Origin of the sequence: Corynebacterium pelargi (assembly GCF_014635485.1) — a bacterium.
In the GTDB taxonomy this organism is placed as follows: domain Bacteria; phylum Actinomycetota; class Actinomycetes; order Mycobacteriales; family Mycobacteriaceae; genus Corynebacterium; species Corynebacterium pelargi.
This window is the reverse complement of record NZ_BMCX01000001.1, coordinates 135,813-149,315: the sequence shown is the minus strand read 5'-3', so window position 1 is coordinate 149,315 and position 13,503 is coordinate 135,813. Positions and strand designations below refer to the sequence as shown.

13 protein-coding genes are annotated in these 13,503 nt (G+C 58.5%); 8 read left to right on the top strand and 5 right to left on the bottom strand.

Annotated elements, in window-relative coordinates:
- Positions 1-90: 90 nt before the first annotated feature.
- From IEU99_RS00670 to mptB, 5 genes are all read right to left on the bottom strand, one after another.
- Complete coding sequence (locus tag IEU99_RS00670) at positions 91-264, bottom strand: PLDc N-terminal domain-containing protein (protein WP_128889801.1); 174 nt, start codon at positions 262-264, stop codon at positions 91-93.
- Between the two features lie 214 nt (positions 265-478).
- The gene (locus IEU99_RS00665) at positions 479-1,423 is read right to left on the bottom strand and encodes a COX15/CtaA family protein (protein WP_371869456.1); all 945 of its coding nucleotides are present in this window, start codon (positions 1,421-1,423) and stop codon (positions 479-481) included.
- 174 nt (positions 1,424-1,597) lie between these two features.
- Positions 1,598-2,377 (bottom strand): ABC transporter permease, encoded by a 780-nt coding sequence (locus IEU99_RS00660; RefSeq protein ID WP_128889802.1) that lies wholly within the window; start codon positions 2,375-2,377, stop codon positions 1,598-1,600.
- A gap of 4 nt (positions 2,378-2,381) precedes the next feature.
- Positions 2,382-3,314 carry an ABC transporter ATP-binding protein gene (locus IEU99_RS00655; RefSeq protein ID WP_128889803.1) on the bottom strand — a complete coding sequence of 311 codons (933 nt, stop codon included), beginning with the start codon at positions 3,312-3,314 and terminating at the stop codon, positions 2,382-2,384.
- Between the two features lie 6 nt (positions 3,315-3,320).
- Entirely contained in the window at positions 3,321-5,159 is a 1,839-nt protein-coding gene (mptB, locus tag IEU99_RS00650) for a polyprenol phosphomannose-dependent alpha 1,6 mannosyltransferase MptB (protein ID WP_188358267.1), read from the bottom strand.
- A gap of 235 nt (positions 5,160-5,394) precedes the next feature.
- Here mptB and IEU99_RS00645 point away from each other — a divergent pair, with 235 nt between their 5' ends.
- The 8 genes from IEU99_RS00645 to IEU99_RS00610 all read left to right on the top strand — a co-directional run bounded on the left by IEU99_RS00645 (position 5,395) and on the right by IEU99_RS00610 (position 13,384).
- Complete coding sequence (locus tag IEU99_RS00645; protein ID WP_128889804.1) at positions 5,395-6,114, top strand: helix-turn-helix transcriptional regulator; 720 nt, start codon at positions 5,395-5,397, stop codon at positions 6,112-6,114.
- Positions 6,111-7,544 (top strand): Fe-S cluster assembly protein SufB, encoded by a 1,434-nt coding sequence (gene sufB / locus IEU99_RS00640; RefSeq protein ID WP_123960184.1) that lies wholly within the window; start codon positions 6,111-6,113, stop codon positions 7,542-7,544. Before IEU99_RS00645 ends, sufB begins: the two co-directional genes overlap by 4 nt.
- Positions 7,545-7,549: 5 nt before the next feature.
- Positions 7,550-8,734 carry a Fe-S cluster assembly protein SufD gene (gene sufD / locus IEU99_RS00635; protein WP_128889805.1) on the top strand — a complete coding sequence of 395 codons (1,185 nt, stop codon included), beginning with the start codon at positions 7,550-7,552 and terminating at the stop codon, positions 8,732-8,734.
- A 42-nt stretch (positions 8,735-8,776) separates the two neighbouring features.
- A complete protein-coding gene (gene sufC, locus IEU99_RS00630) occupies positions 8,777-9,535 on the top strand; it encodes a Fe-S cluster assembly ATPase SufC (RefSeq protein WP_128889806.1) in 759 nt (252 codons plus the stop codon).
- The gene (locus IEU99_RS00625) at positions 9,532-10,803 is read left to right on the top strand and encodes a cysteine desulfurase (protein ID WP_128889807.1); all 1,272 of its coding nucleotides are present in this window, start codon (positions 9,532-9,534) and stop codon (positions 10,801-10,803) included. Before sufC ends, IEU99_RS00625 begins: the two co-directional genes overlap by 4 nt.
- 3 nt (positions 10,804-10,806) lie before the next feature.
- Positions 10,807-11,259, top strand: coding sequence for a Fe-S cluster assembly sulfur transfer protein SufU (gene sufU, locus IEU99_RS00620; RefSeq protein WP_128889808.1), 453 nt, complete (start codon positions 10,807-10,809; stop codon positions 11,257-11,259).
- Position 11,260: 1 nt separating this feature from the next.
- A complete protein-coding gene (locus IEU99_RS00615; protein ID WP_128889809.1) occupies positions 11,261-11,638 on the top strand; it encodes a metal-sulfur cluster assembly factor in 378 nt (125 codons plus the stop codon).
- Between the two features lie 114 nt (positions 11,639-11,752).
- Entirely contained in the window at positions 11,753-13,384 is a 1,632-nt protein-coding gene (locus IEU99_RS00610) for an ABC-F family ATP-binding cassette domain-containing protein (RefSeq protein ID WP_128889810.1), read from the top strand.
- Positions 13,385-13,503: the final 119 nt, after the last annotated feature.

Genomic DNA, 13,503 nt, shown 5'->3' with positions numbered 1-13,503 from the left:
ACACCGCCGTTTGATGCTTTCATGCGCAAACGGCGGTGTTGTTTTTCGCCTCTCCATTGGCCTTCTTCGGAGGGCTTTGGCGCTCAAAGCTTAGGCGTTTTTGCGCAGTATGAACCAGGCGATAAAGCCGAGGATAGGAAATACCAAGCAGGCTGCTGCCCACAGTCCAACCTGTGCTGCTGATGCCTCCCTGCGCAATTCGGTGATAGTGACGTACACGGCGCTGAATACGCAAATAAAGGTCAACCAAAATATCCAATCCATAGCAGACACTCTAATGCAAGGATTGCGCTCGATTGATCTGCCTGCACCACCACACACGCCAGCGGAGCGCCGCAGGCGTGCTAAGGACACAACAATGCCGCGCAGCGTGGGTCCTTCTTCCACGCTACGCGGCTTTCGAGTTTGCACCGCAACCCCAAGTCTTCGCTTGAGCCTTCGATGCTGTGCTGCTGTGCAGCCGGCTGGGTGAGGTGTGTTATTGCACGCGAGGCTCTTGGACTTCGCGCACTTTGCCCTGGGCCCACAGCACAGCGCAGCACGCCACCACGAAGGAGCACAGGCCGATGTGAACGGGCACGGTCCAACGTGGCACGCCGAGACGGAACTGCAAAATACCGACGGCGGCTTGGACCACGATCATGATGATGAGCAACCAGCCGTTGCGTTGAAGATTCGCCGGAGCCTTCTTGGCCACCAGGGCACCGACGAGCACGATGGTCACAGCGAGGTACACGTACATCACCCATGCGTGAATATGCGCCATGAGTCCAAGATCAACGTCAAGGCGGCCTTCCATGCCAACCCCGGTATCGCCCGCGTGAACGCCGGCGCCGGTAACCATGGTGCCGGTTACCAGCACGATGGAAAGTAAGAAGGCACCGAACACGGCGAGGGCGCGCAGGGAAGAGGGGATGATGACTCGGGGAGTGCCCTCATCTGGTTGCTTTACCCGTACCCACAGCACTGCGGCGAGCCACACAAGGATCATCGAGGGCAGGAAGTGCAGGGCAACGGCCCACCATTTGAGGTCGAGGTGCACGGAGATACCGCCGATGACTGCCTGTACCACGATGCCAAAGCACTGCAGCAACGCGTAGACAATGATCTCTTTGCGTCGTTGAAGCACCGAGATGAACAAGGCGATGGCAATAGCGATCAGCGCGAAGGTCAGGAGGCGGTTACCGAATTCGATGAGCTGTTGAATCCAGGGAGCTGCACCTGCGACCGGTACAAGCGAGCCTTCGTGACAATTCGGCCAGGTATTACAGCCAAGGCCTGAACCCGTCACGCGCACAATCGAACCGGTTACGGTGATGCCACCTTGAGCCACCATGAGCAAAAAGGCCAGAAGGCTTTGAGTCTTTTGCTGCCTGAGGCGCTCCAACCGAGGTTTTTGAGCAGAAGTAGTTTGTGTAGCCACGGTCAATGATTCTACCTTGCTGCCGCGATGGCCTAGGCCTGCACCCCGGTGGCGCGTCGCGAAGAAGAAAAACTAAGCCTCAAACTCAGTTGAGCTGCGCTGATACCTCATTGTTGGAGTGCAAAAGCGCTCATGCCGGCGGTGCTAGGTTGCAGTGGAATCGGACACAGGTGGCTAATTGAACTTGAACCAGCGGCTGGCTCCAAGGCCACCGATGGCGCAATAGCCGGCCAGAATGACGAGCTGAGGTCCCGGCATTTGGCCTGCAAATGCGGTGCGGAGGCCGTCGGCAAGCGCAACGGAAGGCACCAACTCGAGGCCCATGCTCGGGGGAGTAGGGCCAATCATGGCGATTGATGCCACACCAACGAGGGCGAACCAGAGCAGATTGGCAAAGCCGAGCACGAGTTCGGAGGAAAGAGAACCGCCCATCAGCAGGCCGAAGGTGGTGAAGGTGGCAACGCCGAAGAAGAACAGGATCAGGCCGAAGATGATGCCAATGCCTTCTGGTTGCCATCCAAGGAACATCGCGGTGGAACCAAGCAGCAGCAGTTGCACGAAGCTCACCGCGAGCACGCCGATGATTTTGCCTAAAACGATGGTCCAGGCGGGCACACCACTGGCTCCGGTGCGTTTGAGGGCACCGTAGCGGCGGTCGAAGGCAAGCGAGATGGCTTGACCTGTAAAACCGGAGCTCATGGCTGCCATGGCCAAGATGGTGGGCACGATATTGTCCATCTTGGTATCTGCCACCGGGAAGAAGTAGAGCCCGATAAGGCCGGCGAGTGGGATGATGAAGCTCAGCAGCAATTGCTCGCCGTGGCGCATGAACAGCTTGGCTTCCATGATCCCTTGGGCACGCAGCATGGAGGCGACCGAGGCGCGAGTGGGATTGGGGCTGAAGGTGCCGGGTTCGAAACCTTGAGCATCGAGGGTGCGTTTCGTTGTTGCCATGGTGTTAGCTCCTGAGCTCGCGGCCGGTGAGGTCGAGGAAGATATCTTCAAGGGTGGGCGTGTCGGTATCCAAGTGGTGAATCAGCACATGCTGTTGCGCAGCGGCCTGGCAGATTGCGGCCACAAGCTCCGGGGTGGGGGTGTTGCGAAGGTGATAATGCAGCGGGCGCGTCTGCGAAACGTGCGCTGCGAGTGCATCGGGCAAGAGTGCAAGATCCAAGGGTGCTGTGGTTTGGAAGCTTATCGACGCCGCGTGATTACTCGACTGACGCAATTCATTGGGGGTTCCGCTTGCAACCAATACGCCACGGTCCATGATGGCAACTGCATCGGCAAGAGCCTCGGCCTCGTCCATGAGGTGGGTGGTTAAGACGACGGTGACGCCATCGTTTTGGAGCTGATGAATCAGCCGCCACACCACCAAGCGTGATTGCGCGTCCATGCCGGCGGTGGGCTCGTCGAGGAACACCAGCTCGGGTCGTCCCACCAGCGCCAGTGCGAGCGAAAGGCGCTGCTGTTGGCCACCGGAGAGGCGACGGTAGGTGGTTTTTCTGACCCCGCCCAGGCCAAGGAGCTCGATGAGCCATTCCACGTCGAGTGGATCTTTGCAATAGCTCGCGGTGAGCTTCAGCATTTCTTCCACGCGCACACCCGAATAGGAACCGCCGCCTTGGAGCATGATGCCTACTCGCTGCCTCAACGCATCTGGGCTGCGGCTGGGATCAAGGCCAAGGACTCGGATGTTGCCGCTGGTTGGGCGAAGGAAGCCCTCGCACATCTCGATGGTGGTGGTCTTTCCTGCGCCGTTAGGGCCGAGTAAAGCCAGTACTTCTCCGCGAGCAACGCGCAGCGAAAGCCCGTTCACGGCGGTCTTGGCTCCAAAGGATTTGGTTACCGTGTCTAATTCCAGTGCTATTTCTGCGCTTTGAGCGATCACGGCACACTAGTTTAAGCCCCGACGGCTTGGACGGTTGAATACCCACCGCAAAAACCACCAAGAAACCCCGAACGCGATGGCTGCGAAGAGATAAATACTGAGCACCGTGCCTGGTGGCAGCGAAAGACCACGGGGGAGCACGAAAAAGCTCACGAGCGCCGAATATGCGGTGACTGCCCAGCGGAAAATCACCCGATTGGCCCAGGCCGAAAGCGGGATGATGGCCCAGAGCATGTACCAGGGGTGGACCACGGGGAAGAAAATCACCAACACGAAGGTGGCTACCCCCAAACCGCCGATGGCGGCGATGGTGCCGCGGTAGGTGGCCAACAACATGCGCAGAATAAATGCTGCGGCGACTGCAAGACCGGCAGCGCGAGTTACCTTCAGCATCGCATCGGTGTGGTCGCCTAACTCAAGCAGCATGCCCAAGCCGCCACTGATGACGCCGATAGCGGTCGTAATCGACATCCAGCTTCGGATTGAGACGGCTCCGCCTTGGCCGGTGATCCACCCGAGCGGGATGCCGGTGATGAGGCTGACCAGGGCGATGGTGCACAGCAGCACCGTCGCATACGCAAGGGCGGCCAGCCCAATGGCGGTGATGTGTTTTGAACCGCGTGCGTGCAGGGCTCTGGCAAAGGACATGCCCACGAAGCCGAGGCCGATAAAGCCGGTGACTTTGACCATGCCAGCGCAACTTAAAAGCGCGCCGGAGACGATGAGGAACCACATTGAGCTTCGCACGCGACCAAGGACGATCCGATCGCTTGCCCTGAGCCCAAATTCCATGCCGGCCATGGCAAGCCCGAGCATGATTGCCTCGTTATGGATACCGCCGATGAGGTGCAGGATGGTGATTGGGTTGAGGATGCCAAGCCAAAAGGCTGCCTGCGGGGTGACATGGCACCGCAGCGCTAGTCGATGCACCGCCCAGGCTGTCAGCGCGACTCCGGCGATGGCTAGCAGGCGGTGGGCGGCCACGGCCCACACGATGCTGTCTTGAGTAAGCCAACTAATGGCCGAGGCAAGGCCCAATGCAACGGGGCCATAGGGGGAAGGGGAGTGCGCCCAGATAAAGGGCACACTCCGCGCTAAGACGTCGCCTGCTCCAAGCAGATCGATAGGGCCTGCACTATAGGGATCGAGCCCCATGCGAATGATCTTGCCGTTTGCGAGGTAGGAGTAGATGTCTTGGGTAAACATCGGCGCACTGAGCAGGATTGGAAAGGTCCATGCCACAAAGGTGCGCTTGAGCATGGAAGTAGATACCAGGCCAGCCGCGCGCTGATTTGGCCGCCATAACGCGCCGGTAAAAGGTGCCATGAGTAACCAGGCCGTGACGATCAACCCGATGCCGATGAAGCTCAATACCGTCGATGCCTGGAGCATTCTGCCCATGAGTGAACCGAGCGGAAATCCGTTATAGGGGTTTTCTCGCACCGGAAGCGCGCCGGCACCGAGGGCTCCAAGCCCAAGCAGCAATGCGCCCACTGTGCCCATCCACCGCAAAATGGCGAAACGCCGCAGTTCGGCATAGTTCAACTGCAATGGCTGCGAAGCTGCCCGCGATTTGGCAGCAGATGGGATGGGCGTTGGGTCTTCGTGGTGGGCGGGATCTAGCAGATCCGCGCCGGTGGCGGTTGCTACCAGGGTGGCGTCGGAGCTCGTTGGTGCTTTCTCGGCGATAATGCGGGTGGCTGAACCACTGGGGGCGGCATCGATGTGCAGCGTGGTTGAGCGTGATCCGGCGGAGCCTATTCGGGGTAATTCCCGGCGAAGTGCTCTCAAAGGCCGCAAGAGGGCGCGTTGGAGGGAACCGGGTTTTTTGTGCACGAGGCTCATATTAGCGAATCCCGCATCGCCTTTAGCGGGCGATGACGCGAAGCTGCAAGGCGCACAAGGTGATCGTGGATTTTCGACGCAAAATCGAATAAGGGCACCCTAACCTGCAAGTTTGTTGTTGCAGCTCGGGCGTGTTGCTGTTGGCGGAAGAAATAGCGACATATTAGTGTTGCTAAAAGGTGCACGCAGGAATTGCACCGTCGTGAGTCAAAAGCACCAAGGAGGTGAATGCCCAATGGCGAAGTCAAGTGAGAGCCTGAAAGAAACGCGAAGCGTTGAAGGCGAGACGCGGCGCCAGATCATGAGCGTGATGCTCAAAGATGCACCCGTGAGCGCCTCGACAATCGCGGCCACGCTTGAGCTCACGCCAACGGGTATTCGTCGCCATATTGACGCCCTGATCGAAGATGGCCTTGCAGAAGTTGCTCCGCCTCGCGGAAGCGCACACAAAGGCCGCGGCAGGCCAGCCAAGGCCTTCCGTCTCACCGATCAGGGGCGTGCTCAATTTGGTCATGGATATGACGAATTGGCCTTTCAAGCATTGCAAACCTTGAAGGAAACTGGTGGGGAAGCCGCTGTGCGCGCCTTTGCCCGCAAACGCGCTGAAGAGCTGCTCGCTGGCGTCGAAAAGCCTGAAACAGCAGGGGAATCTGCAATTGAGCAGATTGCCGAAAAGCTCGTCGAGGCGCTCAGCCGCCATGGGCACGAAGCCACATTGAGTAATGCTGGACATAGCGTGCAAATCTGCCAGCATCACTGTCCTATCTCAGGGGTAGCTGCGCAGTTTCCGGAGCTCTGCGAGGCCGAGCACGAAGCCATTGCCGCCCTATTGGGCCATCATGTGCAACCGTTGGCTTCAATCGCCGATGGCCACGACTTGTGTACAACCAATATTCCAATCACCCCGATAGTAAACACCCACGATCATCACCCCACAGAAAGGAGCGGTTCATGACTCAAGCGACGTCACATGCACCGCAGACCGACGACGAGATCATCGAGTCCATCGGCCCATACAACTACGGCTGGCATGACTCAGACGCCGCCGGTGCCTCGGCACGCCGCGGTTTGAACGAAGACGTCGTTCGGGATATTTCTGCAAAGAAGAATGAGCCCGAATGGATGCTTGAACAGCGCCTCAAGGCATTGCGCATCTTTGATAAGAAGCCGCTTCCCACCTGGGGTGCCGATTTGTCGGATATTGACTTCGACAACATTAAGTACTTCGTGCGTTCCACCGAGCAACAGGCCACCACCTGGGAGGATCTGCCCGAGGACATTAAAAACACCTACGACAAACTCGGTATCCCCGAGGCCGAAAAGCAGCGGCTTGTTGCCGGTGTAGCCGCGCAGTACGAGTCCGAGGTGGTCTACCACCAGATCCGTGAGGACCTCGAAAGCCAGGGCGTGATCTTCGTTGATACCGACACCGCCCTGCGCGAGCACGAAGAACTCTTCAAGGAGTACTTCGGCACCGTGATTCCTGCGGGCGACAATAAATTCTCCGCGCTGAACTCCGCAGTGTGGTCGGGTGGTTCCTTTATTTATGTGCCCAAGGGCGTGCACGTAGAGATCCCGCTCCAGGCCTACTTCCGCATCAACACCGAGAACATGGGCCAGTTTGAGCGCACGCTGATCATCGTGGATGAAGACGCCTATGTGCACTACGTGGAAGGCTGCACCGCGCCGATTTATAAGTCGGATTCGCTGCACTCCGCCGTGGTGGAAATCATCGTGAAAAAGGGTGGCCGTTGCCGCTACACCACCATCCAGAACTGGTCCAATAACGTCTACAACCTCGTGACCAAGCGCACCAAGTGCGAAGAGGGCGCCACCATGGAATGGGTGGACGGCAACATTGGCTCCAAGGTCACCATGAAGTACCCGGCTGTGTGGATGACCGGCCCTTATGCCAAAGGTGAAGTGCTCTCCGTCGCCTTCGCCGGCGAAGGCCAATTCCAAGACACCGGCGCGAAGATGACCCACATGGCACCACACACTTCCTCCAATATCGTGTCGAAGTCCGTGGCCCGTGGCGGCGGGCGCGCAGCCTACCGTGGCCTGGTGCGCATCAACGCCAACGCACACCACTCCACCTCAAACGTGGAATGTGACGCACTGTTGGTAGACAACATCTCGCGTTCGGATACCTACCCCTATAACGACATCCGTAACGATCACGTCTCACTTGGCCACGAGGCCACCGTGTCGCAGGTATCTGAGGAGCAATTGTTCTACCTCATGTCCCGTGGCATCGCCGAGGACGAGGCAATGGCCATGATCGTTCGCGGCTTTGTCGAGCCCATTGCCAAGGAGCTGCCAATGGAATACGCCTTGGAGCTCAACCGCTTGATCGAACTGCAGATGGAAGGATCGGTGGGTTAATCCACATGGCCGATGCAACTGTAAAAAACGCAACCGTCCACAACAACAAGGGCGACCTGTTCACCTCCTTTGATGTTGCAGACTTCGACGTGCCTCATGGCAAGGATGAAGTGTGGCAATTCGTGCCGCTTCGTCGCCTCCGTGGGCTCCACAATGGTGAATTCGCCGAAGGCGTAGTCCCGAACGTTGAAATCACCGTGCCCGAGGGTGCTCAGGGTGTAGAAACTGCCGTGCTCGAGCCTCAAGACGAGCGCCTGCGCCGCACCGGTGGCGCCGTGGACCGCGTAGGTGCCCAAGCATTTAGCTCCGCAGAAAAGGCACGCTATGTGCACTTCGAGAAGGATTCTCTCAACACCGAGCCAGTGACCGTGCACGTGCAGGGCAAAGGCGAAGGCGTTACCAGCTTTGGCCACCTGGTGATCGATGTAGCCGAAGGTGCAGAAGCAGTGGTGGATCTTCGCTACACCGGCTCTGGCACTCACGCCGATAACGTTGAGTTCATCATTGGCGATAACGCCAAACTCACCGTGATCGTAGATGCCTCCTGGGATGACGACGCAGTACACCTTTCCGGTCAGGCAGCAGTGCTTGGCCGCGACGCCACCCTGCGCCACAACGTGGCCGTATTCGGCGGCGAGATCGTCCGCATCGTGCCCCGCGTGCGCTTTAGCGCCCCCGGCGGCGATGCCGAGATGCTCGGCGTGTACTTCGCTGATGACGGACAGTTCTTCGAGCAGCGCCTCCTGGTAGACCACGCAGTGCCCAACTGCCGCTCCAACGTGCTGTACAAGGGTGCACTCCAGGCCGATAAGGCCTCCGATAAGCCAGAGGCACGAACCGCCTGGGTTGGGGATGTACTCATTCGCGCCAACGCACAAGGCACCGACACCTACGAGGCCAACCGCAACCTCGTGCTCACCGAAGGTGCACGAGCCGACGCGGTGCCGAACCTGGAGATCGAAACCGGCGAGATCGCCGGCGCCGGTCACGCTGCCACCGTGGGTCGCTTTGACGATGAGCAAGAGTTCTACCTGCGTTCCCGCGGCATTCCCGCAGAAGAAGCACGCCGGTTGATCGTTCGCGGCTTCTTCTCCGAGGTCATTGGACGCATCCCCGTTGCTGATATCCGCGAGGAGCTTGAGCGACGAGTGGCAGAAGAACTCGACACCCTCAAAGCCAAAACGCGCTAACCCCAACGCATCCCCAACAAAGCTGAAAGAAAAACGATACGCATGAGCACACTTGAAATTCGCAATCTGCACGCACAGGTTATTCCCGCTGACGAGAACGCCGAGCCGAAGCCGATCCTCAAAGGCGTGAACCTGACCGTGAATTCCGGCGAAACCCACGCCATCATGGGCCCCAATGGCTCCGGTAAGTCCACCTTGGCCTACACCCTGGCCGGCCACCCTCGCTATGAGATCACCGAAGGCGAGGTGCTGCTCGACGGCGAGAACCTGCTGGATCTCGAAGTAGATGAGCGCGCCCGCGCAGGCCTGTTCTTGGCTATGCAGTACCCCACGGAAATCCCCGGCGTTTCCATGGCAAACTTCCTTCGTTCCGCCGCCACCGCTGTGCGCGGCGAGGCTCCCAAACTGCGCGAATGGGTCAAGGAAGTACGTCAAGCCCAAGACCAGCTCTCCATTGATAAGGCCTTTGCTGAGCGCTCGGTGAACGAAGGCTTCTCCGGTGGCGAGAAGAAGCGCCACGAGGTGCTGCAGCTCGATCTGCTGCGCCCCAAGTTCGCGGTGATGGATGAAACCGACTCCGGTCTGGACGTGGATGCACTGCGCATTGTTTCCGAGGGCATCAACCGCTACCAGGAAGAAACCAACGGCGGCATCATCATGATCACCCACTACAAGCGCATTCTCAACTATGTGCAGCCCGATCATGTCCATGTCTTTGCCAATGGCCAGATCGTGACATCCGGTGGCCCTGAGCTTGCCGACGAGCTCGAGGCGAACGGCTACGACAAGTTCATTTCATGAGCCGCTTTAGCCTTGAAGACGGCACGCTCAACCTTGACGCAATCCGCGCCGAGTTTCCGATCCTTCAGCGCACCGTAAGAAACGATCAGCCCCTGGTGTACCTCGACTCGGGCGCTACCTCTCAGCGCCCCGAGCGGGTCTGGCGCGCCGAAGAGCACTTCGTGCTCCACACCAACGCGCCGGTGCACCGCGGTGCTTATCAGTTGGCAGAAGAAGCCACCGATGCCTACGAAGACGCCCGCGACGCCATCGCAGCCTTCGTCGGTGCCGATGGCGATGAGTTGGCTTTTTGCAAAAACGCAACGGAAGCCCTCAACCTTGTGGCCTACGTTTTAGGAGATACGAGGGCCGGAGATTTGGCGGTGGGCGAAGGCGACACCGTGGTCGTTACCGAGATCGAACACCACGCCAATCTGGTGCCGTGGCAGGAACTATGCCGCCGCACCGGTGCGCAATTGAAGTGGTACCGCGCCACCGAGGACGGACGCATCGACCTTGATTCGCTCACACTTGATTCGAGTGTGAAGGTTGTGGCCTTTACCCATCAGTCCAATGTGACCGGGGCGCAAGCCGATGTGGCTGAAATGGTGGCTCGCGCACGCGAGGTAGGAGCGTTGACGGTGCTCGATGCATGCCAGTCGGTGCCTCATATGCCGGTTGATTTCCACGCCCTTGACGTTGATTTTGCGGCCTTTTCCGGCCACAAGATGTGCGGCCCTCAGGGTGTGGGTGCGCTTTATGGCAAGCGCGAGATTCTGGCGCAGCTCCCACCATTTCTCACTGGTGGCTCCATGATCGAGGTGGTGAAGATGGAGGGATCGACCTATGCACCTCCGCCACAGCGATTTGAGGCCGGCACCCAGATGAATAGCCAGGTGGTTGGCTTAGGTGAAGCGGTGAAGTTCCTCAATGAAGTAGGAATGGAAAACATCGAGGCTCACGAGCACGAACTGTGTGCCTACGCCCTTGAACGCTTGCAAGCGATCCCCGGATTGAAGATCATCGGACCGACCTCTGCGCAGGATCGTGGTGCCGCCGTGAGCTTTGTTGTCGAGGGCTTGCATCCGCATGATTTAGGCCAGGTCCTTGATGATCGCGGCGTGTGCATCCGTGTTGGCCACCACTGTGCGTGGCCAGCCCACAGGAGCCTGAAGGTGCAGTCCACGGCCCGTGCCTCGTTTTACCTATACAACTCCAAGGAGGAAGTTGATGCTCTGGCGGAGGCCATCGTCTACGCCAAGCGCTTCTTCCAAGTAGAGGATGAGTAGATCATGAACCTTGAGTCGATGTACCAGGAAGTGATCCTGGATCACTATAAAAACCCGCATCATGCAGGGCTGCGGGATAACTATGGTGCAGAAGTTCACCACGTCAATCCTTCCTGCGGCGACGAGATCACCCTGCGCGTGCATCTCTCCGAGGATGGTCAGACGGTGGAAGATGTGTCCTATGACGCTGAAGGGTGCTCGATTTCTCAGGCGTCGACCTCGGTGATGGCTGAAGAGATCGTCGGGCAACCCGTTGCCACAGCGATGGAAAAGCTCGCTGAGTTTGAAAAGATGATTACCTCCCGCGGCAAGCTGGAAGGTGATGACGAGCTCATCGGCGATGGCATCGCGTTTTCCGGTGTGGCTAAATACCCGGCGCGTGTGAAGTGCGCCCTGCTTGGCTGGAAGGCCTTTCAAGCAGCAACATCTGAGGCATTAGAAGCACAGGAGCAATAACGTGAGCGAAGACAACGTACAAGAAAACAAAGAGCCTCAACGGCCTGAACAGTCCGAAGCCGATTTGGCGAAGGCGGCAGACGTCGAAGAGTACCTCCGTGATGTGATTGACCCGGAGCTCGGAATTAACGTGGTCGATCTCGGTTTGGTCTACGACATCTGGATGGAAAACGAGACGCAGGCTCATGTGAATATGACGCTAACGTCTCCTGCTTGTCCGCTGACTGACGTGTTGGAAGACCAAGCCCAACAGGCAGTGGTTGGCAATGGGGTAGCAGAGTCGCTGACCTTGAATTGGGTGTGGATGCCACCGTGGGGTCCGCACATGATTACCGAGGAAGGCCGCGAGCAGCTTCGAGCCCTGGGATTCTCGGTCTAGTTCATTTCCCCAAAAAAGCGCCATCGCATTGTGTGTGATGGCGCTTTTTGCTTTGCGACGGCCACTGTACCTGGTGAAACTGCGAATTTTGGCAGCCTGATAGGCTCTTGCCTCGTGATTGTCACCAATGATCTGGAAGTGCGCGTAGGCGCTCGAACCTTGCTGCATGCACCCGGCCAACATCTTCGGGTACAGCCCGGGGATCGCATCGGCCTTGTCGGGCGCAACGGTGCTGGCAAAACCACCACGATGCGTATCCTTTCCGGCGAGACTGAACCCTATGCCGGCACAGTGGTCCGAAGTGGTGAGATCGGCTATCTGCCGCAGGATTCCAGGGAAGGCAATATCGAGCAGACCGCCCGCGACAGGGTGTTATCTGCCCGTGGCCTGGATCAGATCGTGCAATCCATGGAACGCCAGCAAGAGATCATGGAGACCACCGAGCAGCCGAGTAAGCGCGACGCGGCTATTCGAAAGTACTCACGCTTAGAGGAGCGCTACCACGCCCTCGGCGGCTATGAGGCTTCTTCGGAGGCTGCGCGTATCTGCGACAACTTAGGCTTACCCGCCCGAATCCTCGACCAGAAACTCAGCACCCTTTCTGGTGGTCAGCGTCGCCGCGTGGAATTGGCCCAGATCCTTTTTGCCGCCAGCGCAGGTTCGGGAAAGTCGCAGGTTACCTTGCTTCTCGACGAGCCAACGAACCACCTTGATGCCGATTCGATCACCTGGTTGCGTCACTTTCTTACTAAGCATGAAGGTGGCCTGATCATGATCTCGCACGACGTGGAACTTCTCGATGCAGTGTGCAATAAGGTGTGGTTCCTTGACGCCGTGCGTGCCGAGGCTGATGTGTACAACATGAGCTTTGCCAAGTACAAAGACGCCCGCGCTACCGATGAGGCGCGTCGTAGGCGCGAGCGCGCTAATGCCGAGAAGAAGGCTGCGGCGCTCAAAGATCAAGCCGCGCGCCTGGGAGCCAAGGCCACCAAGGCGGCTGCAGCCAAGCAGATGCTGGCTCGTGCTGAGCGCATGATGGGCTCATTGGACGAGGTGCGACAACAAGACCGCGTGGCACATATCAAATTCCCCACACCGGCACCCTGCGGTAAAACGCCGCTGCACGCCAAGGGGCTGACCAAAATGTATGGTTCCCTCGAAGTGTTCGCTGGCGTGGATCTAGCCATTGATAAAGGATCCAGGGTGGTCGTGCTCGGATTCAATGGCGCCGGTAAGACCACGCTGCTGAAATTGCTCGCCGGAGTAGAACGCACCGATGGCGAAGGCGGCATCGTCACCGGCCACGGGCTCAAAATTGGCTACTTCGCTCAGGAACACGACACCATCGATCCCCAAAAATCGGTATGGCAAAACACCATCGAGGCCTGCCCAGAAGCAGGGGAGCAAGACCTGCGAGGCCTCCTTGGCGCCTTTATGTTCTCTGGAGAACAGCTCGACCAGCCCGCAGGCACGCTGTCCGGTGGTGAAAAAACTCGTCTAGCACTCGCCGCACTGGTGTCTTCTCGCGCCAATGTGCTGCTGCTTGATGAGCCGACCAATAACCTCGATCCAGTCTCGCGAGAACAAGTACTCGATGCGCTCCGAAGCTATGAAGGGGCAGTGGTGCTCGTTACCCACGACCCAGGAGCTGTGCGCGCCCTGGAACCAGAACGGGTCATTGTGCTCCCTGACGGCGATGAGGACTTGTGGAACGACGAGTACATGGAGATCGTTGAGCTCGCCTAAACCCAGGGCACCTGCCGGATGAGGAGGTGCCAACCCCAAGGCATAGGAGGGCTAAATCGTGTGCGCTGCGAAGCGGGTGTTATAGTCCGTTCATCTGCACGAACACACAACAAGGGAGT

Coding starts and splice junctions, on each gene's coding strand:
- IEU99_RS00670 (WP_128889801.1), bottom strand. CDS start 264: ATGGATTGGATATTTTGGTTGACCTTTATTTGCGTATTCAGCGCCGTG.
- IEU99_RS00660 (WP_128889802.1), bottom strand. CDS start 2,377: ATGGCAACAACGAAACGCACCCTCGATGCTCAAGGTTTCGAACCCGGC.
- mptB (WP_188358267.1), bottom strand. CDS start 5,159: ATGAGCCTCGTGCACAAAAAACCCGGTTCCCTCCAACGCGCCCTCTTG.
- IEU99_RS00645 (WP_128889804.1), top strand. CDS start 5,395: ATGGCGAAGTCAAGTGAGAGCCTGAAAGAAACGCGAAGCGTTGAAGGC.
- sufB (WP_123960184.1), top strand. CDS start 6,111: ATGACTCAAGCGACGTCACATGCACCGCAGACCGACGACGAGATCATC.
- sufD (WP_128889805.1), top strand. CDS start 7,550: ATGGCCGATGCAACTGTAAAAAACGCAACCGTCCACAACAACAAGGGC.
- sufC (WP_128889806.1), top strand. CDS start 8,777: ATGAGCACACTTGAAATTCGCAATCTGCACGCACAGGTTATTCCCGCT.
- IEU99_RS00625 (WP_128889807.1), top strand. CDS start 9,532: ATGAGCCGCTTTAGCCTTGAAGACGGCACGCTCAACCTTGACGCAATC.
- sufU (WP_128889808.1), top strand. CDS start 10,807: ATGAACCTTGAGTCGATGTACCAGGAAGTGATCCTGGATCACTATAAA.